Genomic DNA, 23,279 nt, shown 5'->3' on the forward strand with positions numbered 1-23,279 from the left:
CAATTTTTCGAATCCTTAAAAACCCTCCAATTTAAAAAGTAAATTTGGGTCAGGACAAATGCTTTTCCAAATCTCAATTTCACTTTCAAAAGCGACCCTAGGAAAATCACTCGTGAAGTCTAGAAGGGTTAGCATAATTTCAAAATGCAAATGAGGAACCCAATCTCCATTTTCGGTTTCATCAGCCAGTATTGCAATTTGTTCTCCTTTTTTGACCTGATGCCCTATGGGATGTTTCAAAACACTACTGACTGTATTATGTCCGTAAAGTGTATAAAAATGAAAGTCACTCAGTTGGTGTTTTAAAATAAGCAAACCTCCATATCCTTTGTGATGGGAATCATCGGTTACACACACTACTTCACCGTCAAGGATTGCATGAACTGGAGTGTTTTTTGGTAGCCAAAAATCGAGTCCTATATGCACATCTCTTTTTTCTGCTCCTTCTTCATTGGTTCTTACATAAAGGTCCGAAGTATACAAATTGCGCTTTTCTAAATAGCCTCCTGCAATAATTTTTGTGGGTACTTTTTGCTGAAGTGCTTCGAGTTTTTGTGCAAATAAATTCAAGTTGTGAAAGTCTTCCTTATTTTCAAGAAAATCGCTAGTAGGGCTTAAGTCGAGTGGATGGATTTCATTTTTTTGAATGGTTGGAAACATGGATTTCAAAGAAAAAGTATGAGTAGCTGCCCAGTCGCGAAACTTTGCAGAATTTGGGTGACTTATAAAACCGAATTTGTTTTTAAAGTGTTGCTGTGCCATTGATTTGTTCATTGCATAAAAATAAGATAAAGTTCAGAATTCTCGATAGCTCCATTCAATATTCTTTGTAGGTTTGTATAAAAAGAATCCCATGGTAGTCCAAGGAAATATAGTTGATATTCTAAACAAACGAATTTTTAAAGGAGCAGTTACTGTCAAAGACGGGAAAGTCCATTCAGTTCAAGAGGAAAATCATACCAAAAAGGGCTATATATTACCTTATTTTGTAGATGCACACATTCATATTGAAAGTTCAATGTTGGTTCCTTCAGAATTTGCAAAAATTGCTGTTACTCATGGAACCGTTGCAACAGTTTCTGACCCTCATGAAATCGCAAATGTGCTGGGTGTACAAGGTGTCAATTTTATGATTGAAAATGGAAAGAAAGTTCCCTTAAAATTTAATTTTGGTGCTCCAAGTTGTGTGCCTGCAACTTCTTTTGAAAGTGCAGGAGCTACGATTGATGCAGAGGATGTTAAAAGATTGATGGAGAATCCTGAGATCAAATACCTTGCAGAAATGATGAATTATCCTAGGGTTTTGTTTGATGATGAAGAGGTCCTTAAAAAGATTCAATACGCTAAAGACAATGACAAGCCTATAGATGGACATGCCCCTGGTTTAAGGGGAGAAGCTATTTCCAAATACATTGCTGCAGGAATGTCTACCGACCATGAATGTTATGATTATGAAGAGGCGCTAGAGAAATTACTGAAAGGAATGAAGGTTTTGATTAGAGAAGGAAGTGCTGCTAAAAACTTTGATGCTTTGATTGATTTGCTTCCAGAACATTATGAAAATATAATGTTTTGTTCAGATGACAAACATCCGGATGACTTGTTAGAAGGACACATCAATCAGTTGTGTGAAAGAGCCGTTGTCAAAGGAATGGATGTTTTTAAAGTATTGCAAGTTGCCTGTATAAACCCTGTAAAGCATTATGATTTGGAAGTTGGTTTGTTGCAAAAGGGAGATCCAGCTGATTTTATTGTGGTACAAGATTTACAACAATTCAAAGTCTTAGAAACCTATATCGATGGTAAATTGGTCGCTAAAAATGGAAATTCTCTTGTGCCTCATGTAGATTTTGAAGTTTTGAATAATTTTAACACAAATCCTAAAAAGATTTCCGATTTCGAATTTTGTTCTACTGCCAAAAAAATAAGAGTGATTGAGGCAGTGGATGGTGCATTGGTTACGAATCAAATTACAGCTACTTCACTCATAAAGGCTGGGAATTTACTATCAAATACTGAAAAAGATATTTTAAAAATGACGGTTGTAAATCGTTATCAAAATGCAAGGCCTTCGGTTGCTTTTATCAAGAATTTCGGAATTAAAGAAGGAGCTATTGCTAGTTCTGTTGGACATGATTCTCATAATATTATTGCAGTGGGTGTTTCCGACGAAATGATTTGCAAAGCAGTAAATTTAGTCATTGAAAATCGTGGGGGAGTTTGTGCAGTAACTGCAACAGATCAAAAAATTGTTCCACTTCCTGTTGCTGGAATTATGTCAGACCAACCTGCAGTGATTATCGGAGAAGCCTATGCAGCATTGGACGCGATGGCAAAACAAATGGGAAGTAAATTGCAGGCACCCTATATGAGCTTATCGTTTATGGCTTTGTTGGTGATTCCATCATTAAAACTATCGGATAAAGGATTGTTTGACGGGGAATCATTTCAGTTTACTTCTTTAGAGATTCATTAAACAAAGATGTCATTTTTTTATTTTCTAGAATGAAAACCAGACAGAATTTCTGATGAAAACACTACTTTTGCCATCATCAAACGAAAGATATTTTATGGGTTTACAACAAGATTTAGAAATTAGAAGCGGAAATCAATGCGAATTGTGTACTTCAAAAGATAATTTGTCAGTATATGAGGTGAAGCCAACCCTTACTGTTGGTGGGAGTGGTGTTGATGGGAGTTTGCTAGCTTGTGAAATCTGTATCCGTCAAATAGATGCTCCCGAAACGACTGACGCAAACCACTGGCGTTGTCTTAATGATTCGATGTGGAGCGAGCACAGGGCTGTAAAAGTGATTGCTTGGAGACTCTTATCTCGTTTAAGAAATGAAGGTTGGCCCAAAGATTTGTTGGAGATGATGTATTTGGAAGATGAGGATTTGCGTTTTGCGAAAGAAACAGGAGATCATTTAGACGAAAGTGAAAAAATAATTCACAGAGATGCAAATGGAGTTGTTTTGCAAGCTGGAGATAATGTTGTTTTGATCAAAGATCTAAAAGTAAAAGGCTCGAGTATGGTTGCCAAGCAAGGAACAGCCGTTCGTAGAATCTCTTTAGACCACCAAAATGCAAAATATATAGAGGGGAAAGTAGGCCCTACTCAGATTGTTATCATTACTGATTATGTAAAGAAAATGGCTGATAAAGAGTAGTCGTGTAACCCCAGTTCAATCAAAATCAGAATGGTATCGAGGGCTAAATCGTTACACTCCATACCATTTTTAGTTTCTAAAAAGGGATTATTATAGTTCTATTTATTTTGAGAGTTCTGCAAAATTTTGATAAAAATACGGTATTGTTTCAATGCCTTTTAAATAATTCCATACCCCAAAATGTTCGTTCGGAGAATGGATAGCGTCCGAATCTAAACCGAATCCCATTAAAATTGTTTTGCTTTGCAGTTCTTTTTCAAAGAGTGCAACAATCGGGATGCTTCCTCCACTTCTTTGCGGAATAGGTGTTTTTCCGAAGGTAGTTTCGTAAGCCTTGCTTGCTGCTTTGTATCCAATGTTATCTATGGGGGTCACATAGCCTTGTCCTCCGTGATGTGGTGTTACTGTTACCGAAACTCCTCTTGGGGCAATACTTTCAAAATGGTTTTTGAAGAGCTCTGTAATGGCTTTCCAATCTTGATTGGGCACCAGACGCATTGAGATTTTAGCATAAGCTTTACTGGCAATGACTGTTTTTGCCCCTTCACCCGTATAACCTCCCCAAATTCCGTTAACATCTAAGGTAGGCCTAATTGAGTTACGCTCGTTGGTACTATATCCTTTTTCGCCATATACAGCGTCTATGTCCAAGGCTTGCTGATACTTTTCTAAAGAGAAGGGTGCTTTTGCCATTTCAGCTCTTTCAGCTGTTGACAATTCTTCAACATGATCATAAAAGCTAGGAATGGTAATATGGTTATTTTCATCATGTAATGAGGCAATCATTTTCGTTAACACATTGATTGGGTTTGCAACAGCACCCCCATACAATCCAGAGTGTAAATCTCTATTGGGTCCAGTCACTTCTACTTGAACATAGCTCAAACCACGCAATCCAGTTGTTATGGACGGAATGTCGTTGGAGATCATTCCCGTATCCGAAATAAGAATCACGTCATTGGATAATTTTTCTTTATTTCTTGGAACAAACCATGACAGACTTTCGGACCCGACTTCTTCTTCTCCCTCAATCATAAATTTTACATTACAGGGCAAGCTTTCCGATGCAATCAAATATTCAACCGCTTTTACATGCATATACATTTGGCCTTTGTCGTCGCAAGCACCTCGGGCAAAAATTGCCCCTTCAGGATGAATGGCTGTTTTTTTGATGACAGGTTCAAAAGGGGGAGCGTCCCATAAATTGATTGGATCTGCAGGTTGAACATCATAATGACCGTAAACTAAAACAGTGGGTAGCTTTGGATCGATGATTTTTTCTGCATAAATAATTGGATATCCCGGTGTTTCACATAATTCTACCAAATCACACCCAGCATCTTCTAAACTTTTTTTTACAAAATCGGCAGTATTTAATACTTCCTTTTTGTATTTAGTATCGGCGCTAACAGAGGGAATTTTGAGCAATTCGATCAGTTCGTTTATAAAACGATTTTGATGTGTAGCGATATAAGATTTCAGGTTTTTCATGGATTTTATTTAGTGAATCAAAAATAGAAAAATAATAGTGAACTTCTTTGAAGTTTGTAAGGATTGTTTATATTTGCAGCCCGATAATATCGGTAAAAGTTGCAGGCGTGGTGGAATTGGTAGACACGCTAGACTTAGGATCTAGTGCCGCAAGGTGTGAGAGTTCGAGTCTCTCCGCCTGTACTAAAACCCTTGTTGGTCTATGACCTTCAAGGGTTTTTTTGGTTCGTGCCGTAATATTTGTACGAAATAAGGGATGCAAAAACCTTATTTCACACAGAACAGCATTCTATCAAGGAAGTTTCTTATGCTTTAGGTTTTGAATACCCGAATCATTTTTCTCGATTCTTTAAAGAAAAAACAGGAATGACTCCTACGGCATGGAAAGATTTGAATTAAATGGCACTTATTTCATGGAAAAAAAGGAAATCATCAGTGGAAAACAGCTCACATTCACTATTCAGGACTGTCTAAAAATGGAATCAGACCTTGGATTTAAGTATTTGTTTCCAAAGAAACTATCAACCACCAGAATACAAAGAACGTTAAAAGGGAAGCTGCTAATTGATCTTTAAGATGTTGATTTTAAAACTAGATCTTCATAATCTGTCGTTTTTTCAGCGTTTAAAAATAATTTATTTGCGGCCAATGGAGGGGCTGTCAGTTTCCGTTTTGTCAAGTCGATCCAAGCACCATAGACTTTAATGATTGCAGAAAGTTTTCCCGCTTCATTAAAAACTTCATGTACCAGTTTCCAACGTTCATTATTTTCTGAAAGCCCTGCTAATTTCATATTGACGCTGATGTTCTCTCCCAAATGAATTTCTTTTCGAAAAGAGGTTTCTTCAGTAAATAAAATTGGGCCAATATTGTGTTTTGTAAATTCGTGAATCGAAAAATTCTGTTCAGAAAAATATCGAACTCGCACCTCTGCTGCATATTCGTTATAGGCGGTGTGACGGAGATGTCTGTTGGGGTCAAAGTCAGACCATTTTGTGGCAAATGTTACTTTGTAACTCATATAATTTCTTAATTTTTAACATCCAGCGCATCGCGTAAGGCATTTCCTAATAGCATAAATGCCATGACCAAACTCATGATAGCGATACTAGGAATGAGCGCCAAAAATGGCTTTCCTAAAATAATATAATTGTAGTGATTTTTAATCATAGCTCCCCACGAAGGTGTTGGAGGTTGTGCCCCAATTCCTAAAAAGCTCAAACCGCTTTCTATCAAAATCGCACCTGCAAAATTGGCTGCAGAAATGACGATGATGGGTGCCATAATATTGGGCAAAATATGGCGTATAATAATTCTAAAATCTGAGAAGCCCAAGGCTTTTGCTGCTTCAACATATTGTTGTTGTTTGGTGGTAATGACTTGTCCTCGTACAACTCTAGCAACTTCCACCCACATGGTGAGTCCGACGGCAATAAAGACTTGCCAAAATCCTTTTCCTAATGCCAAAGTGATGGCGATCACTAATAAAAGTGTTGGGATTGACCAAGGTGATGTTGATGACCCACATGATGAATGTATCGATTTTGCCACCAAAATAACCTGCAGTAGCACCTACAAAAATTCCGATAAAAAGGGAAATAAAAACGGCTATAAACCCAATGGAAAAAGAAATCCGGGTTCCAATAATCAATCGACTCAATAAATCTCTTCCATATTTATCGGTGCCAAAATGAAAAGTTTTTTGGGTAATATAGGTTGCTGGTTGGTGATGAATCCTAGATAAGGGGTATTCTTTTGCCAAGCCATCTGCATATTTAATAATTTCTATTGTATCGTCAGTGACTGTATAGGAGAGAATCGGGATTTCTGTTCCAGTATTCTTATCCCCATTCATGAGAAAATCTATCCAAGAAGTCTTTTCTTTTTGCAAGGGTGGGAGCTGTAACATTTGTACTTCAAAACCTGGTGGTTTGGAGTGAATTTCCAAATGCATTTGATTGGCAAAATTACTGTGATCAGGTGCCAAAGGATAACAAAAAACAGCCACAAATCCGCAAAACAGAATAAAAAATAAACTGATCATTCCCACGGTATTGTTTCTAAATTTCTGAAATGCTAATTGAGAAAGTGATTTTGAGTGTAAGGGCATATCGTTACAAAAATAGAAAACGGTTTCCCCTTTTCAACCAGAAACGGGTATTATATTTTAGGAAAGAGATTTTTAGTGTTTAACGAGTTCGTTTTTAGATTTTAATTTGAGTTCACTCAATACATTTAACGCTTCTGCTACATACAAATCTTTCGATAAATTTTTATGCCAAATTGTTCTCTTTTCTGTAAGAGTTGAATCTTTTTCTAACAGTGGGAGCTCGTGTTTTGGAGAAGTAAAACTCAGCTGAGAATCAAATTTAAAAATGGATTTAAATCGCTCTCCTTCTTTTTCTTTTATTTCGCTATCTTTCACGAAATGGTGGTAATTTAAGGAGTAACTCGAATTCTCTTGATTTTCTTTTAACCATTTTGCGTATTCCTGAATCAACTGAAACCGTTCATTTTTCAAAATTCGTTCTTTACTGTTGTAAACAACATCTGAAAAATTCGTGTAAGAATCACTCTTTGTATAATTTGCTTGAGCTACTTTGTCCCAAGCCAATGCGCCTGTCATATCTCGTTCTCCAAATTTCATATAACTATATCTGCTTGGCATGGCAATATCTGGATAAACCCCTTCTATTTGTGTGGAGCCTCCATTGATTCGGTAAAATTTTTGAATTGTCATTTTGATAGCTCCTAAATCACTTTTGTAATTTGGAAAAAAATTATTGATTGGAAGCACACTTTGTACCGTTCCCTTTCCATAGGTTTGATTGCCACCAACAATGACAGCCCTTTTATAATCTTGCATTGCTGCAGCAAAAATTTCAGAGGCAGAAGCAGAAAGTTCGTTTACTAAAACGACAACAGCGCCTTCCCATTGAGTTTTCGGGTCTGTATCATTTTTAATCATTGGCTTTTCTCCTCTGTATTTCACTTGGACAACTGGACCTTGATCGATAAATAATCCAGAGATTTCAATTGCTGTTTTTAAAGAACCTCCTCCATTATTTCTTAAATCAATCAATAAACCGTCCACTCCCTCATCTTTAAGACGTTCAATTTCTTGTTCCATATCTTTGGCGGAATCTCGATAATTTTTATCATCGAAACTGATATAAAATCTCGGTAAATCAATCAATCCATATTTTTTGCCATTTTTTTCTACAATGGTCGATTTTACAAAGGTTTCTTCCAGTTCGACTACATCTCTAATGATGGATATAATTTTGGTAGAAGCGTCAATTTTTTTCTTTACAGTCAGCCGAACCTCAGTGCCTTTTTTTCCTTTGATGAATTTGATGGCATCGTCCAAACGCATTCCAACAATGTCTAGTGCTTCCTCATTTCCTTGAGCGACTTCTAAAATAATGTCTCCAGCTTCCAATTCGCCTTGTTTCCAAGCAGGACCTCCTGAAACCAATTCAAGAACTTCGGTATAAATTCCTTTTTTCAATAAGCGTGCACCAATCCCTTCAAGTTTTCCAGACATGTCTTGGTCAAAGCGTTCTTTCATTCGGGGAGCCATATAGCTAGTGTGTGGATCAAAAGCACCCACAACACTGTTTAGAAAGGTTGAAAACCAATCTTCATGTTCCAGTTCTTCAATTCGCAAGTACAAGTCATCCATGTTTTTCAACACTTCTTCTCGGGCCTCTTTTTCTATGGTTGCAAACTTTTTCACAACAAATTTTGGGTCTTTTTTCAGCTTTTCTTTTTGCAAACTTTCTTGCTCTTGTATTCTGCTTAAAACATTTAATTTTAATTGTTTGCGCCAGTAATCAATTAATTCGTTGTTGTTTTTAGCAAAGGGTACTTTTTCAAAATCCATATCAACTGTTTCTTCTTTGTCATACTGAAAAGGAGCTTTTAAAAGTTCTCCGTAATAGGACTTGGCATTTTTGATTTTTTCTAAGAAACGACCGTATACCAAATTGTAAAAAGTAACATCATTTTCTAACAACTGATTGTCAATTTCATATTTATATTGAGAGAACTCTTTCAAATCTTCTTGGGTAAAGTAGCGTTTGCTAGGATCCAGTCCCTCGATAAAACTATTGTACACAATTTCAGAAAAATCATCATTCAAATCTTTTTCAACAAAATGACCTCGTGTCAAAATGTTTTTTAGGACATAAAGAAGCACTTTGTCTTTTTCTGGATCTGAATTATTTTCAGGTTGAGAGGCTACTGCATGAAAACTATTGGTAAAAAAGAAAATAGTTAAGATAGAAAGGATAAACTTAAATCGTGTGGTCATAAATACGTGTTCGTGTTATTTTATATGATTTGGTAGCCAATTTACTAAAATATTGCTAAATATTTTAATAATGATTTTAAAAAGGACTTGTTTTTTGACAGATTGTAGTCGCTTTTAATTTCTTTCAAGATCAAAGAAGAACGAATTCTTCTTTATTAAATCTTCTCCAACAAATTTACACATAATTGTACCACGATATTCTTTACAAAATGTTAAATTGATATTCCTTTTTTTGAATTACATTTGTTAGTATAAAACGGATAGTATGCAAGAGAAACCTTTAATTTTAGTTGTAAATGATGATGGAATAACAGCTCCAGGAATACGAGCCCTTATTAAGATTATGAACACGATTGGAGATGTTGTTGTAGTTGCGCCAGACAGCCCGCAAAGCGGAATGGGGCATGCAATTACCGTAGACAATGTTTTGAGATGCAATGCAATTACCATTGATGACGGACCACAATTGGAATATACCTGTTCTGGAACGCCAGCCGATTGTGTAAAAATGGCAGTGAACGAGATCTTAAATAGAAAACCCGATTTGTGTGTTTCTGGAATCAATCACGGATCAAATTCATCAATAAATGTGATTTATTCGGGAACAATGAGCGCTGCTGTTGAGGCAGGGATTGAAGGAATTCCTGCAATTGGCTTCTCTTTATTAGATTTTAAATGGCATGCAGATTTTAAGCCTTCTGAAGAATATGTGAAGAGAATTACCCTTAATGTCTTGTTGAATGGAATTCCCGAAGGGATTGTTTTGAATGTGAACATTCCTAATTTGAAACCCGAAGAAATTAAAGGTGTGAAAATTTGCAGACAAGCCAACGGATATTGGAAAGAGGATTTTGATAAGCGAAAAAGCCCTTTTGGAAAAGAGTATTATTGGCTGTCGGGGGAGTTTGTCAACAGGGATAAAGGTCAAGATACTGATGTTTATGCTTTGGAAAATGGATATGTTTCGGTGGTTCCAGTTCAGTTTGACTTGACTGCTCATCATATGATTCAAAAACTCAATGCATGGGAGCTGTAAAAAAAGAAATTTTTATAGGTGCCGCTGTAGGTTTTTTTGTGGTTTTGGCAGGACTCTTTTTAGGGTATGAATATTTGGTTTCTCAATACGAATTGCCCCAAAGTATTCGAATGTTTCACAATAAACATTTGTACGGGAAAGTACTCTTTCTAGCCGCAGTTCCTAATATTTTCGTATTCTTTCTATATCTTAAAAAGAAACAAGATCACAGAGCAAAGGGAATTTTAGGGATTTCTATTTTAATAGCTTTGATTACCTTCGGACTTAAATTTATATAGATTAAACTGAAAAGATCCCTGATAAAGAGTATCTCTGACCAAAAAAAATAAGAAAGACACATGAAATATTATATCATTGCAGGTGAAGCTTCTGGAGATTTGCATGGTGCGAATTTGATGAAATCGATCTATGTCCAAGACAAGGGTGCCGAAATTCGTTTTTGGGGAGGAGATTTGATGCAAGCGGAAGGAGGAACTTTAGTCACTCATTATAAAGAAAGAGCTTTTATGGGGTTTATTGAGGTACTTCTAAATCTGCCAAAAATAGTGGGATTTATAAAATTTTGTAAAAAAGATATTTTCCAGTTTCAACCCGATGTAGTTATTTTTATTGACAATTCGGGCTTTAATCTTCGGATTGCAAAATGGGCAAAAGCACAGAATTTTAGAACCAATTATTATATCTCTCCTCAGGTTTGGGCTAGTAGAGCTGGACGAGTCAAAGAGATTAAAAGAGATATTGACAAGCTTTATGTCATTCTTCCTTTTGAAAAAGATTTTTATCATAAACGAGATTATCAGGTTGAATTTGTAGGGCATCCGTTGATTGATGCGATAGCCGATAGAACTCAAATGGAGGATGCAGTTTTTCGAGAAACTTATCAGTTAAACAACAAACGGATTATTGCCTTATTGCTAGGAAGTAGAAAACAGGAAATCACAAAAATGCTTTCTCTAATGCTTTCTTTAGTAGATGAGTTTCCTGAGTATCAATTTGTCATTGCTGGTGCGCCAAGTCAAGATTTTAGTTTTTATAAGCAGATTATTGGCGATCAGAAAGTGGGGTTCATCAATAATAAAACCTACGATTTGTTGAGCTTTTCTTATGCCGCCTTAGTCGGTTCAGGTACGGCAACATTAGAAACCGCCTTGTTCAAGGTTCCACAAGTGGTTTGTTACAAAGGAAGTGCGATTTCGTATCAAATTGCCAAGAGAATTGTTACCTTAAAGTTTATTTCATTGGTGAATTTAATTATGAATCGGGAAGTGGTGAAGGAATTGATTCAGAATGATTTTACCAAAAAGAAGCTTCGAGCCGCACTAGTTGAGATTTTAAATCCCACTCACAGAGAACAATTGTTTTCCGAATATTATGAATTAGAAACCTTGTTAGGAGGGAAAGGAGCTTCTGAGCGAGTTGCCAAGCAAATTGTTGCCGATTTAAAAGCGAGTGAGAATTAGAAGTTAAAATAAAAATACAAATTTAAGAGTCGAACTACTCGATAGATTTAAAACTTTAGGATGCCATGAAAAAGCTACTAAGGTATTTGCCTTTACATTTTACAATCAGCCTGATCATCGGGATTTGTATTCAGTATTTTTACAGAATATGGCCCTTTGGTGTTTTCAAGTCTATCGCGATTCTTCTTGTTTTTGCCGTTTTCACAAGGCTTGTCACACATAAAATTCTTCAGACTTTTTTTATTTATGTTTGCTTTGTTGTCTTGGGAATTGTTTCTGTGTATCTGAATAATCAGACCCATCATGAGCAGTACTATCAGAAAAAAGTAAGGGCTGATTCTTTGGCTCGCATCTGCATATCGAAAGTTTTAAAAGAAAGCTCTTCTGCCTATAAGTATGAAGCTCGTGTGATTCAAATTGACAGTTTTCTTACTTCAGGGAAAATTCTAGTCAATCTTCAAAAAGATTCTTTAAAAATTAGATGTAAGGTTGATGACCAATTTTATGTACCTGCAGATTTTAAAATCATTTCTGCTCCTTCAAATCCGTATCAATTTGATTATAAAACATATTTAGCAAGGCAGGGGATTCATCAACAATTATTTGTAACAAACAGCCAATGGAAACCTTTGGAGGAGTCCTCCTTTTCTGTGCTCGGTTTTGCAGCGACTATCCGCAACAACGTTCAACAATCCCTTCAGAAATATTCTTTTAGCACTAACTGTCTGGGGATTATCAATGCCCTGTTATTGGGTCAACGGCAAGAACTCTCTAAGGAATTGTTGGAGGACTATGCCAATGCCGGAGCCATTCATATTTTAGCAGTTTCTGGACTGCACGTTGGGATCCTATTGCTTTTGCTAAATATTCTTTTGAAACCCTTGCGAAATATTCCCTATGGAAAGCCTATACAGTTGCTTCTGACGGTTTTCTTACTCTGGAGTTTTGCTTTTATTGCAGGGCTTTCAGCCTCTGTGGTTAGGGCAGTTACCATGTTTAGCTTTGTGGCTTTTGGGCAGTCATTGAACCGCAAGACTCCCATAGAGTTTTCTTTAATATCCTCTGCTTTTTTATTGTTAGTGGTTCATCCTCTCTTTTTATTTGATGTTGGTTTTCAGCTAAGTTATTTGGCAGTTTTTGGGATTGTTTGGGGGCAACCCAAATTGTATTCCTTGTGGAAGCCATCCAATCAGTTTTTTGAGAAAGGTTGGACTTTGATTACAGTTTCTACTGCTGCTCAATTGGGGGTTTTGCCTTTGAGCTTGTATTATTTTCACCAGTTTCATGGTTTGTTTTTCGTGTCAAATTTACTCATTATCCCCATTTTGGGGGTTCTTTTAATGACGGGAATCCTCGTGATCATTACTGCCGTTTATGCTATTTTACCAGAGGGGCTCGTGATTGTATACAATGCATGTATTGAATTAATGAATGCTCTAGTTGGTTGGGTTGCGAGTAAAGAGGCCTTTTTGTTTCAGGAGATTTCCATGTCTTTTCTGGGAATGCTTTCCAGTTATTTGCTTATTATCGCTATGTTTCAGGTAACTTTCCATTTTAGGTATCAAAAAATGGTCAATGCACTTTTAGCGATTCTCCTTTTTCAAGGTGTTGTACTTTTTGAAAAAATTGAAAGAAATACGACTCAAGAATATCTTATTTTTCATGAATTCAATAAAAGTGTGCATGCAATAAGGCGTGGGAAGTTACTTTCTGTTCAAACGAAACCGGATACAATTTCCTTGCAATCGTTGAACAGTCTTACCAATTATAAAATTGGAGCGCGGTTAGATTTGATTCAAAAGGAAGTTTCAACCAATTATTTTAAAATTGGAAATCAAGATTTTTTAATTGTCGATGAGATGGGTGTTTATAAGCTGAAAGGTTTAACAAAGCCGATAGTAATTCTTCAAAATTCCCCAAAAATTCATTTAGAAAGATTGATTAGAACCCTTGCTCCAAGTCAGATTGTTGCAGAAGGGTCCAATTATAGATCCATCATAGAAAGTTGGAAATTGACCTGTGAAAAGTTGCACATCCCTTTTTATGCAACCTCAAAAGAAGGTGCTTTCAGGTATTGTTTTTAAATGTTGCTTTCAAATTCTTTTTCAAAAAGTTCTCATTGATGGATTTTGTCGTTTTCGTTAGAGAAAAAAAGCAATGATTTTTCAAATTGTTCCATCGAATGATACTTTGCCAATCAGAGCCTCTAGTCCCGTAATTTTCACTTCATTTTCTAGATAAAATAATTGTCGCAGTAGCTAAGGGCTAAAAACACTTACTGTCATTTTTCCCAAAAAAAATTGCCTTATTACCTACCTCTATGTTTATTTTAATTTGTTTAATTTAAAATTAATTTTTAACTTGCATTGATATTTAACTAGCCGCAAAGATATACGCACATGTTTGTGATCGGGATTTGCGTAGGATAGGGAGTCCAATTAACAGACTAATTAATGCTTAAAGCATTTATAATCAGAAACTTAAAATAAATAATTTAACCATCAAACATCATAGAAATATCGGTACTAGTACCGATATACAGTAGTTGGTAGCCGTTTGAGGAAAATATTGCGTTAAAATTATATGTTCATAAAAAAGAGAAGTTGTAAATTGAAACAACAAAAGTCACTCACTTAAAGAGATTTGAACATTGAGAGTAAACTAAATAGTAAAATTGAATGATTATCAAAATCGGGAATATTTCCCACTCCAACTTTTTAAAAGTTGGTTAATTTCATAAAAAATAAAAATTTTAAAATAAATACAAATGAAAAAAAAATAAGAAATTTAGACTATTTTTAATATGTATAATCAGCGGAATCATAGTTTCAAGTTGTGATTACGATAGTTTTAACGATAATCAAGAACTCTATACCTATGAATTTGAATCTGTTGAATTAATTGGAAAAGAATATCAATCAAAAATATCTAAAAAAGCAAGTAAAATTACAAATGAAAAATTAATTTTGAGTAGTTCGTTAAAGATGAATATAGAAATTCCTCAAGAAATTTTAAATTCAAAAAATTTAGAATTATTCAAAAAATTTATAAATAATAATAGACAAAATTTAGAAGGAGAATTGACTTTTTATTTTAATGGTATTGCAGATAAAACTTTTGATTTATGTGAAAACAATAAATACAAGACTTCTATTGAGATTGATGATTCGTATCCCCGAAGAAATGAATGCTCTTATGAAGGTGTAAGACAATGCACTCAATATAAAATATATCAAGGTATGAACACATTAGAAAAGCTTTTTTGCGCATATGCAGGACTTGGTTGTATTGGACAACAAGCAGCTTCGTGTACATCAAGAAATTGTTTTGGAGATGTTGCACCTAATGAAAAATAGCTAATTATGAAATATATTTTAACACCTTTTAAAAAAATGTTTAACATTATGGATAAAGCAAGTATTAAAGAATTTTGGACTTACGTTACTTTTTTAATTTTTTTTATTAGCCCTTTAATTGGCTTTATAGATGGTTTATCTGTTATTCACAAGAACTATATTATTGCATTTAATATTTTTTTCTTAATACAATTTACAACTTTAGGGTTTAGGAGATTAAATGAAACAAAGTTCAGTAAATGGTTTTTTTTAATTCCAATAATAAATTTAATATTAGCTGCATTCCCAGCTGAAGAAAAATAGTAATAATAACGAGAAACAACCACGGTAAATTTTGCAAAAGCCCCTCGCTAGCGCGAGCGTCCCGCTCGTGACAGCAAGAGTAAGAAGAAAAAAAATGAATAGAAAATATATAATACGAATATATGAATAGTATTAGTTTGTTTTCGGCACAAGCAAGATGCTTGCGCCAGCAGTGGAGCCCAATTGATACACTAATTAGTACTTAAAATATCGATAATAAGAAACTTAAAAGAAATAATTAACCATCAAACATCATAGAAATATCGGTACTAGTACAGATATACAGTAGTTCTCTACAATTTGAAACAACCATTTTAAACGTAATAATTATGACAAATACAAAAATTCTTTTATTATTAATAATCTCTATTTTTCTTTCATGTTCTGAAGATGAAAAGGAAACACCTCTTCCTGAACCACCTGTAATTAAAAGCTCAGAAAAAGAGCTTATTTCGTTTAAATTTACTATGGATGAACAAAATTATGAAGCTGAAATTCGAAATGATTCTATTTTAGCAGTTCTACCTTCTTCAACCGACCTAACAAAACTAACACCAGAAATTACCATTTCTGAAAAAGCAACTATAAATCCTGCTTCTGGTGTATTACAAGATTTTACAAATCTTATTAATTATAATGTTACTGCAGAAGATAATTCAAAAAAATTATACAAAGCAATCATAACTAAACTTAATTCTGAAAATAAAATTAATACATTTTCTTTCACCAATCTAGCTGAAGGTCAAGCAAGTTATAGTTTATTGAATAATAATCTTTCTGATATAGATACGATATCTTACAGAGTACCATATTTAAGTCCTATTAAGGAATTAATATCTAATATATCTATTTCTACGAATGCGACTATCTCTCCACAATCTGGAGAAACTTTGGATTATTCAATCCCAGTTAAATATACTGTCACTGCTGAGGATAATACTACAAAAGATTATTTAGTAATTGTTGATAACTCACTTGGTCAATTAGATATTGATGGCATATTAGGTAATGATTATAGAAATAAAAAACCAACAGAATCTATTGCTTTCTTTACAAATGTTTTAAACCCAATAAAAGATAGTATACAAGTGAAGTTAGTATCTACTGATGATTTAGTAAACTATAACCTTGAAGTACAAAATGTGAATTATGATAATAATGAAGTAAATGTTAAATTACCAGATTCCTATAATAATGATAATTACCGTTTCAAAGTCTTTATTGAACATGACAACTTTGATGAGAGTGATAGTTTTACACTTGATGGAGGGACTCCTAATTTTAAACAAGTAGATGATGATAATAATAATGTATATAATACATTACTGCTGCTAAGGTGAACGTTTTACTGCAAGTATCTTTATAAATCGTGATAATTTTAACAACCACAATTTTTACTTAAGAAAAAACGGACAAGATTATCCTTTCTCTAATGCCGAGTTAGATGCTAATTTTAGTAAGGTTAGGTTTGTAATGCCTAACTTACCTAGTTCAAATCTAGAGGGTGGAATCGATTTTGAGTTTTTAATAAAGTATGAAGGACAAGAACATTCTTTCCCATTATTAAATTCTATAAACAATCCAATTGAGTGTGTTGTAGCAAAACCACCTATTATTAATTCCGTGTCTAGTACAACAATTATTAAAGGAGGTGAATTAACAGTTTTTGGAAGTAACCTATACTTCTCATATTTTAATGGAGATAATACTATTATAAATCAATCCTCGAAACTTGAATTAAAAGAAGGAGGTACTACGAATTATTTAAACCAAATGGATTTAAATAATGATGGTAGTATTTCTTTTAATATATCTGATGATATAAAATCAGGCACTTACAATCTTGCTTTTAAAAACAATATAGAATCATTTGAGAAAGTAGAGATTAACTCTATGCTTACAATTGAGCTGCCAAATTCAAATCATCCTTCATTGATAGTAACTGAAGCTAAGATATATAGTAATATAGATCAAAATACTCCAAAACAAATTTTGATTACGTTTAACGGCAACATAGGTAATGTTGAAATAAAAGAAATTAAAATAGGTAATTCTTTCTCTTCAATAATAATTGGTAATTACCTCACATATACTTCAACCATTTTAACAAATGCATTGTCGGATAATGATTTTAGCAATTTTTATTATGGGAGCAATTTACATGACGGTTATGTAATTATAGAAGATGGTGGAGTAGAATATAAATTACCTTTCAAATTAACACGTTAATAGATAAAAAAAACTGTAGAGAACAATGTATATAAAAAATAGCAGTTAAGTTCAAAAACAAAGTTTTGTCTTTTCTGTTATTTTTTATTTGAGCAGAAAAGTAATAGCCTTTTTATTCTGCTACTTTTCATATACTAAACTCCCTCGCTAGCGCGAGCGTCCTGCTCGTGACAGCAAGAGTAAGAAGAAAAAAAATGAATAGAAAATATATAATACTAGTCTATGAATAGTATTAGTTTGTTTTCGGCACAAGCAAGATGCTTGCGCCAGCAGGGGAGCCCAATTGATACACTAATTAGTACTTAAAATATCGATAATAAGAAACTTAAAAGAAATAATTAACCATCAAACATCATAGAAATATCGGTACCAGTAAGATATACAGTAGTTAGGCACAAGTGCCAATCTCACTCAAAAAAAAGAACGAATTATGAAAAAACTGATTTTAATATTTATTGTGAATTTTGTATTTACATTAAAATTTTTCGCTTGTAGTTATACTCCTATCTCATTTTGTGCCACAAGTGAATCTTTTTCTGAAAATTTAATTGTCTTTGGAAAAATAGTTTCTATTGACAATAATGGGATCGATTTTGAAATAATTGATATTTTGAAAGGACAAGAAAATAAAACTATTATTAGAATTTGGAATGGAGTTGATTTTGACTGTAATGGAAATTGGTCAATGGCAGCATCTGAATTAGGTGAATTAAATGAAACTTTAATAATTATACTTCCAAAAATAGCTGAGAAAAAAAATGATTGGGAAATTATTGGAGAATTTAGAAGACCAGATTTTTTTGGATATACACCGAATTTAAAAGTTGAAAACGGAATAGTTTCAGGTCTTATATCTGGAAACGTTAGTTATCCTTATGTAGAAGAACAAGCAAACTATGAAATCTTTAAAAATTCTTGGAAAACAAATCAGAATTGTTCATCTGTAGTTTTAGGAACTGAAAATTATAATCTTGAAGAAACATTTAAGATTTATACAAATTCAAACAATAAATTTAAAATTTCATCAAATAAAAACACTGAATTTAAGGTTAGAATTTTTAATATAAATGGTTTGAAAATTGAATCAACTGAACTTATTGAAAAAGAATTTGAAATTGACTTATCAAAATATTCAGCAGGAATTTATTTTATAAATATAACATATGAAAACAATAAAATTCAAAATTTCAAAATTATAAAAAAATAGGAAAGAAAAATAAAAAGCCTGTGCCTAACAACGTATAAAAAATTGCTGGTTTTAGCCAACTTACGAAAATCCTCGCGGATTGCTTGGTTCGTGTTTTATTTATTTTATTGTTTAAAACACGCAACTTTTTTTACACAACAAAGGTGTGGGCAACACCGTAGTGACCTAGAAATAACTTCAGTACTTTGTTAAACGTAAACTGAAAAAAATAACTAATTGATTATGGTTGAGTTAATATCACTTTAATCAGAATTAAATTTCAATAACAATTTTTCAACAAGCAAAAGATTATGAAAAAAACAATTCAATTATTACTCGTTGTATTAACTTTTACGGTAAGTGCTAGTGCTCAAAAGATAGACGAAAGCAAAAATTTTATTTACAAAACTGATGGAAGTATTCTCTACGGTAAGAATCTAGAATATGAAACACCTATGTTTAAAAAGAATTATTTTAATTTAGATAGTTTAACGATTAAAAGTAAAGATGTTAAATTTTACAAATCTGGAGTAAACTTTTTTGGAAGTATTCAAGGAAGTGGAGGAAGTTTTGCACGTAGAACAATTAAAGGCAAAGTTAATTATTATGAGCTAACTAGTACCTATAATAATGCTGCACCAATTAATAATATGGGAGGAATAGGATTGGGAGTCACTAGCACTACTCAAAATTATTTCTACAATTCTGGATTCAATTCTTTAAAAGTTGCTAACTATGAAAATTTAAGTGTTGATTTACAAAGAAATCCAAAAAGTATTGTCTATTTAAAAAAGCACCATAATGCTAAAAAGAAAAGAACCATAGCTTATGTATTAGGAGGAATTGCTATGGTAGCAGGAATTTTGACATCAGCAAAAAAAACAGGTGAAACTACAAATTCTTTCAATCCTAATACTGGAACATTTGAAACTACTGATGTAACTGAATTACGACCTGTAAACTTAGCTATTGGCTTGGCGGGTTTTGGAACTGTTGTCGCTACAATGATTTCTTCAAATAAGAAAAAACAATACATTCAAAAAGCAATTGAAGTGTATAATGAAAATTTTGGGAAATAAAATACTGTCCCTCTCGCTAGCGCGAGCGTCCCGCTCGTGACAGCAAGAGTAAGAAGAAAAGAATGAATAGAAAATATATAATACGAATATATGAATAGTATTAGTTTGTTTTAGGCACAAGCAAGATGCTTGCGCCAGCAGGGGAGGCCTTGTAAAAAGATAGACTAACTAAAGAGCATTAGAAATATTTCTAATGCTCTTTATGAAAAATAAAAAAATGAAATTCTCAAATAATAAAATAAGACTTGCATTAGTTGTCTTTATGGTTAGCTTTACTAATGTTAATGGGCAAAAAATAACATCTAAAGTTATTTATAAAAAGAAAAGCAGTACCATAATAGATTCCACAAAGCAAAAAACTTCAGCTAGAATTTTTGCAAAAAATATGTCTCGTAAAATGAATAACCTAGAATATACCTTAAAATTTAACTCTAAAGAATCTATTTTTAGTGAAACTTCTAAAATGAGCCTAAATAAAGATAATAATTCTTTAGCTATTAAGTTAAGTAAACTTTTAGGTGGTGGTAATGGAATTTTTTATACCAATAGAAAATTGAATAAAACATATCATCAGAAAGAATTTCAGTCTGAGGTTTTTTTAATTGAACAAGAGATAATATCAGATTGGAAACTTACGCAAGAAAAGAAAATAATAGGAAAATTCACCTGTTTTAAAGCTACTAAAAACGATACATATGTAGGTAGTTCGGGTAATTTAATAACCAAAAATATTACAGCTTGGTATACAACTGAAATTCCATATTCTTATGGACCTTTAAAATACAATGGTCTTCCAGGTCTAATACTTGAACTTGAAAACGATAAAGCTATATTTTATGCAACAAAAATTGATTTGTTTAAAAAGAATATGATTGAAATTATCAAAAAACCAAAAAAAGGTATAAAAATAACTCAAAAAAAATATGATAGTATTGTTAGTAATTTAGCTAAAGATTTTCAAAAAAAACGACTGCGTAATTAATGAAAATAATATTTTATTTTATATTTTTTTTCTCTAGCTCTATTATTTATGCTCAAGAAATAACTTTAAGTGGTTTTGTAAAAGATAGTTTACAAAACCCTTTATCTTATGCAAATGTATTAGCAAAACCTAAAGACGTTTCTAAAAATTTAAAATTTGCTATTACTGACGACGAAGGTTATTATAAATTAAAACTAAAAAAAGGAGATACCTTAACAGTAAGTATTTCTTATATAGGTTACATAACTAATAACTTTGAATTTATTGCATCAAAAAACACTAAAAAAGATTTTATTTTACAACAATCCTCGGAACAATTAGATGAAATTATTATAGAAATGCCTGTAATGATTAAAGGAGATACAACTACCTATAAAACAGAAAATTTTGTAGATGGTTCAGAACGAAAACTAAAAAATGTTCTAAAAAAATTACCCGGAGTCGAAGTAGATAAAAAAGGAAATGTTACTGTACAAGGTAAAAAAATAACTCAAATGTTGGTAGATGGTAAAAAATTTTTTGGTGGAAATTCTAAACTTGCAGTAGAAAGTATACCAGCAGTTGCTGTTGGAAATGTAGAAGTAATTGATAATTATAATGAAATAGCCTTTTTAAAAAACGTATCAGACTCTGATGAAGTGGCAATGAATATCCAACTAAAAAAAGATAAAAAGCAATTTGTTTTTGGAGATGTAGAGACAGGGAAAGGAAATCAGGATTTTTATAAAACTAACGCAAATCTATTTTATTACTCACCTAAAACTAATATTAATCTTATAGGCAATAGTAATAATATTAATGCAAAGACTTTTACTTTTAAAGATTATCTAAATTTTTCTGGTGGAGTAAATGCAGTGTTTAATGGAAATTTTGATTTTACTGGACAAGATTTTTCTCAATTTTTAGAAAGTGCTGACTTACGAAGTAGCAAGGAAAATTTTGGAGCTTTAAATATTACTAAAACTACAAATTCAAAATTAGATATTTCTGGGTATGCAATTTTTTCATATACAAATACGAGTAGTTTTATTGAGAATTTAAATGAATACACAAACTTTAATGAAGAAAAAACAAACAAAACGGATTCAGATAATTTATTAGGAATTGGTAATTTTAATATAGAATATGCGCCTAATAATTTAGAAAAATGGCATATTAAAACACAATTTAAAAGAACTAAAAATTCTATCCAAAATGCAATAACATCATTAATCAATACAAATACAAATACAAATACAATCACAACTGATCGAAACCTAAAATCTACTTACATAAATCAAAATATAGAATGGCACAAAAGACAATCGAGCAAACATACTTTTTCTACAGTTTTATATTACGTTTTCAATAAAAATAATAGGAATCATTTTTGGCAAACAAAAGACACTATATTCAACAACTTAATTCCAATAGAAAAAGAACAAGAAACTTTTAAAATAAATCAAATAAAAAACACCAAAAAACAAAATATAGATGCTGTTTTTAAACATTTTTGGGAATTAAATAATAACAATCATATTTATACAACTTTAGGTAATAAGTTTTTAAATGAAAGCTTTTTGACAAAGGATAGCCAAGAACTAGATAATGGGAATATCAATAATTTTTCTATTAGCGAATTTGGAAACTACTTAAATTTTAGCTTAAATGATTTATTTTTAGGTATGCATTATAAATTTAGAGCAGGTATTTTCATATTTAAACAAGGTTTTTATGCACATAATTATAATTGGAAAATCAACCAACAAAACAACCTATCAAAAAACAAATGGTTAGTTTTACCAGATTTTTTAGCTAAAATAGAATTTACAAAATCTAAAAAAATACAGTTCAATTATAATTTCAAAACTTCTTTTTCTGATGCTAGTAAATTTGCAAATCGTTTTTACTTACAATCTTATAATTCAGTTTTTAGAGGAAATGAAAATCTAGAAAATAATTTATTTCATAATGCAAGAATTTATTATAGAAAATTTAGTTTATATAGAGGTGTTTTATTAAATGCAAGTTTAAATTATACAAAACAAATTAGAGGGATTAGAAATGTAGTGGACTTTGATAATATCAATCAATTTTTAACTGTTAAATTATTTGATGATCCTTCAGAAAGTATTAATGGAAGTATAAGATTAGAGAAACGTATTAAAGAAATAAAATACAAATTTAATGTTGGATTTAATAATTCTATATACAAACAAGAAATAAACAATAGTATTCAAATTAATAAAAATAACAACTATAATTATGAAATTGGTCTTGAAACCTTGTTTGATAATTTTCCAACTGTAGAAATAGGTTTAAAAAGAGAAATAGGTAAATTTATTTCTAGCAATAATAATTCTAAATTTGTAACTTTAAAACCTTTTGTAAGTATAGATTATGCTTTTCTAAAAGGGTTTGTATTTAACTTTAATTACCAACAATACAATTATCAAAATAAAACATTAGGACAAAAAAACATTTACGAAATCGCGAATGGAACATTGTCTTATAAAAAAGAAGACAGTGCTTGGTCATATGAAATTATAACACAAAATATATTCAATACTAAATTTAGACAAAGCAATAGTTTTACTGACTATTTGATTTCTGACACAAAAACTTATATATTACCGAGGGTTATTATGCTCTCTATCGGACATAACTTATAAAATATGTATGAATAAAAACGG

Annotated in this window: 19 protein-coding genes, 1 tRNA gene and 1 pseudogene; 16 read left to right on the forward strand and 5 right to left on the reverse strand. The window is 32.3% G+C overall.

The window, feature by feature from the left end; all coding sequences use genetic code 11:
• Positions 1 to 15: 15 nt before the first annotated feature.
• Positions 16 to 762, reverse strand: coding sequence for a peptidoglycan DD-metalloendopeptidase family protein (locus tag RRF69_RS07970; protein WP_316939292.1), 747 nt, complete (start codon positions 760 to 762; stop codon positions 16 to 18).
• Positions 763 to 853: 91 nt separating this feature from the next.
• On the opposite strand from RRF69_RS07970, the gene ade reads away from it, so the two are divergent.
• Positions 854 to 2,476, forward strand: coding sequence for an adenine deaminase (gene ade / locus RRF69_RS07975; RefSeq protein ID WP_316939293.1), 1,623 nt, complete (start codon positions 854 to 856; stop codon positions 2,474 to 2,476).
• Positions 2,477 to 2,570: 94 nt separating this feature from the next.
• Positions 2,571 to 3,170, forward strand: a complete 600-nt coding sequence (locus tag RRF69_RS07980) for a PhnA domain-containing protein (protein WP_316941123.1) — start codon at positions 2,571 to 2,573, stop codon at positions 3,168 to 3,170.
• A gap of 102 nt (positions 3,171 to 3,272) precedes the next feature.
• Here RRF69_RS07980 and RRF69_RS07985 read toward each other — a convergent pair whose 3' ends face one another.
• Positions 3,273 to 4,661, reverse strand: a complete 1,389-nt coding sequence (locus RRF69_RS07985) for a dipeptidase (RefSeq protein WP_316939294.1) — start codon at positions 4,659 to 4,661, stop codon at positions 3,273 to 3,275.
• Positions 4,662 to 4,762: 101 nt separating this feature from the next.
• Here RRF69_RS07985 and RRF69_RS07990 point away from each other — a divergent pair.
• Both RRF69_RS07990 and RRF69_RS07995 read left to right on the forward strand, forming a co-directional pair.
• Positions 4,763 to 4,844: transfer RNA gene (locus tag RRF69_RS07990), tRNA-Leu, on the forward strand.
• A 57-nt stretch (positions 4,845 to 4,901) separates the two neighbouring features.
• Positions 4,902 to 5,060, forward strand: a complete 159-nt coding sequence (locus RRF69_RS07995; protein WP_316939295.1) for a helix-turn-helix domain-containing protein — start codon at positions 4,902 to 4,904, stop codon at positions 5,058 to 5,060.
• Between the two features lie 172 nt (positions 5,061 to 5,232).
• On the opposite strand, the gene RRF69_RS08000 is transcribed toward RRF69_RS07995, so the two are convergent.
• The 3 genes and pseudogenes from RRF69_RS08000 to RRF69_RS08010 all read right to left on the reverse strand — a co-directional run bounded on the left by RRF69_RS08000 (position 5,233) and on the right by RRF69_RS08010 (position 8,976).
• Positions 5,233 to 5,682: a thioesterase family protein gene (locus RRF69_RS08000; RefSeq protein WP_316939296.1), complete on the reverse strand. Its 450-nt coding sequence runs from the start codon at positions 5,680 to 5,682 to the stop codon at positions 5,233 to 5,235.
• Between the two features lie 8 nt (positions 5,683 to 5,690).
• Positions 5,691 to 6,771 (reverse strand): annotated as a pseudogene (locus RRF69_RS08005) (ABC transporter permease).
• Between the two features lie 72 nt (positions 6,772 to 6,843).
• Complete coding sequence (locus tag RRF69_RS08010) at positions 6,844 to 8,976, reverse strand: carboxy terminal-processing peptidase (protein WP_316939297.1); 2,133 nt, start codon at positions 8,974 to 8,976, stop codon at positions 6,844 to 6,846.
• Positions 8,977 to 9,241: 265 nt separating this feature from the next.
• Here RRF69_RS08010 and surE point away from each other — a divergent pair, with 265 nt between their 5' ends.
• The 12 genes from surE (at position 9,242) to RRF69_RS08070 (ending at position 23,258) form a co-directional block, all read left to right on the forward strand.
• On the forward strand, positions 9,242 to 10,012 hold the full coding sequence (gene surE, locus RRF69_RS08015) for a 5'/3'-nucleotidase SurE (RefSeq protein ID WP_316939298.1): 771 nt from the start codon (positions 9,242 to 9,244) through the stop codon (positions 10,010 to 10,012).
• Positions 10,000 to 10,290 carry a hypothetical protein gene (locus RRF69_RS08020; protein WP_316939299.1) on the forward strand — a complete coding sequence of 97 codons (291 nt, stop codon included), beginning with the start codon at positions 10,000 to 10,002 and terminating at the stop codon, positions 10,288 to 10,290. The genes surE and RRF69_RS08020 overlap by 13 nt, the downstream gene beginning before the upstream one ends.
• Before the next feature lie 60 nt (positions 10,291 to 10,350).
• Positions 10,351 to 11,472 carry a lipid-A-disaccharide synthase gene (gene lpxB / locus RRF69_RS08025; RefSeq protein WP_316939300.1) on the forward strand — a complete coding sequence of 374 codons (1,122 nt, stop codon included), beginning with the start codon at positions 10,351 to 10,353 and terminating at the stop codon, positions 11,470 to 11,472.
• A gap of 65 nt (positions 11,473 to 11,537) precedes the next feature.
• A complete protein-coding gene (locus RRF69_RS08030; RefSeq protein ID WP_316939301.1) occupies positions 11,538 to 13,556 on the forward strand; it encodes a ComEC/Rec2 family competence protein in 2,019 nt (672 codons plus the stop codon).
• 900 nt (positions 13,557 to 14,456) lie between these two features.
• Positions 14,457 to 14,828, forward strand: coding sequence for a hypothetical protein (locus tag RRF69_RS08035; RefSeq protein ID WP_316939302.1), 372 nt, complete (start codon positions 14,457 to 14,459; stop codon positions 14,826 to 14,828).
• A gap of 6 nt (positions 14,829 to 14,834) precedes the next feature.
• Positions 14,835 to 15,131, forward strand: a complete 297-nt coding sequence (locus tag RRF69_RS08040; RefSeq protein ID WP_316939303.1) for a DUF805 domain-containing protein — start codon at positions 14,835 to 14,837, stop codon at positions 15,129 to 15,131.
• A 329-nt stretch (positions 15,132 to 15,460) separates the two neighbouring features.
• The gene (locus RRF69_RS08045) at positions 15,461 to 16,471 is read left to right on the forward strand and encodes a hypothetical protein (RefSeq protein ID WP_316939304.1); all 1,011 of its coding nucleotides are present in this window, start codon (positions 15,461 to 15,463) and stop codon (positions 16,469 to 16,471) included.
• 133 nt (positions 16,472 to 16,604) lie between these two features.
• On the forward strand, positions 16,605 to 17,360 hold the full coding sequence (locus RRF69_RS08050) for a hypothetical protein (protein WP_316939305.1): 756 nt from the start codon (positions 16,605 to 16,607) through the stop codon (positions 17,358 to 17,360).
• A gap of 430 nt (positions 17,361 to 17,790) precedes the next feature.
• A complete protein-coding gene (locus tag RRF69_RS08055; protein WP_316939306.1) occupies positions 17,791 to 18,567 on the forward strand; it encodes a T9SS type A sorting domain-containing protein in 777 nt (258 codons plus the stop codon).
• Between the two features lie 290 nt (positions 18,568 to 18,857).
• On the forward strand, positions 18,858 to 19,625 hold the full coding sequence (locus RRF69_RS08060) for a hypothetical protein (RefSeq protein WP_316939307.1): 768 nt from the start codon (positions 18,858 to 18,860) through the stop codon (positions 19,623 to 19,625).
• Between the two features lie 202 nt (positions 19,626 to 19,827).
• Entirely contained in the window at positions 19,828 to 20,607 is a 780-nt protein-coding gene (locus tag RRF69_RS08065) for a GLPGLI family protein (RefSeq protein ID WP_316939308.1), read from the forward strand.
• Complete coding sequence (locus RRF69_RS08070; protein WP_316939309.1) at positions 20,607 to 23,258, forward strand: carboxypeptidase-like regulatory domain-containing protein; 2,652 nt, start codon at positions 20,607 to 20,609, stop codon at positions 23,256 to 23,258. The genes RRF69_RS08065 and RRF69_RS08070 overlap by 1 nt, the downstream gene beginning before the upstream one ends.
• Positions 23,259 to 23,279 lie beyond the last annotated feature (21 nt).

Source organism: Polaribacter sp. HL-MS24 (genome assembly GCF_032758595.1).
In the GTDB taxonomy this organism is placed as follows: domain Bacteria; phylum Bacteroidota; class Bacteroidia; order Flavobacteriales; family Flavobacteriaceae; genus Polaribacter.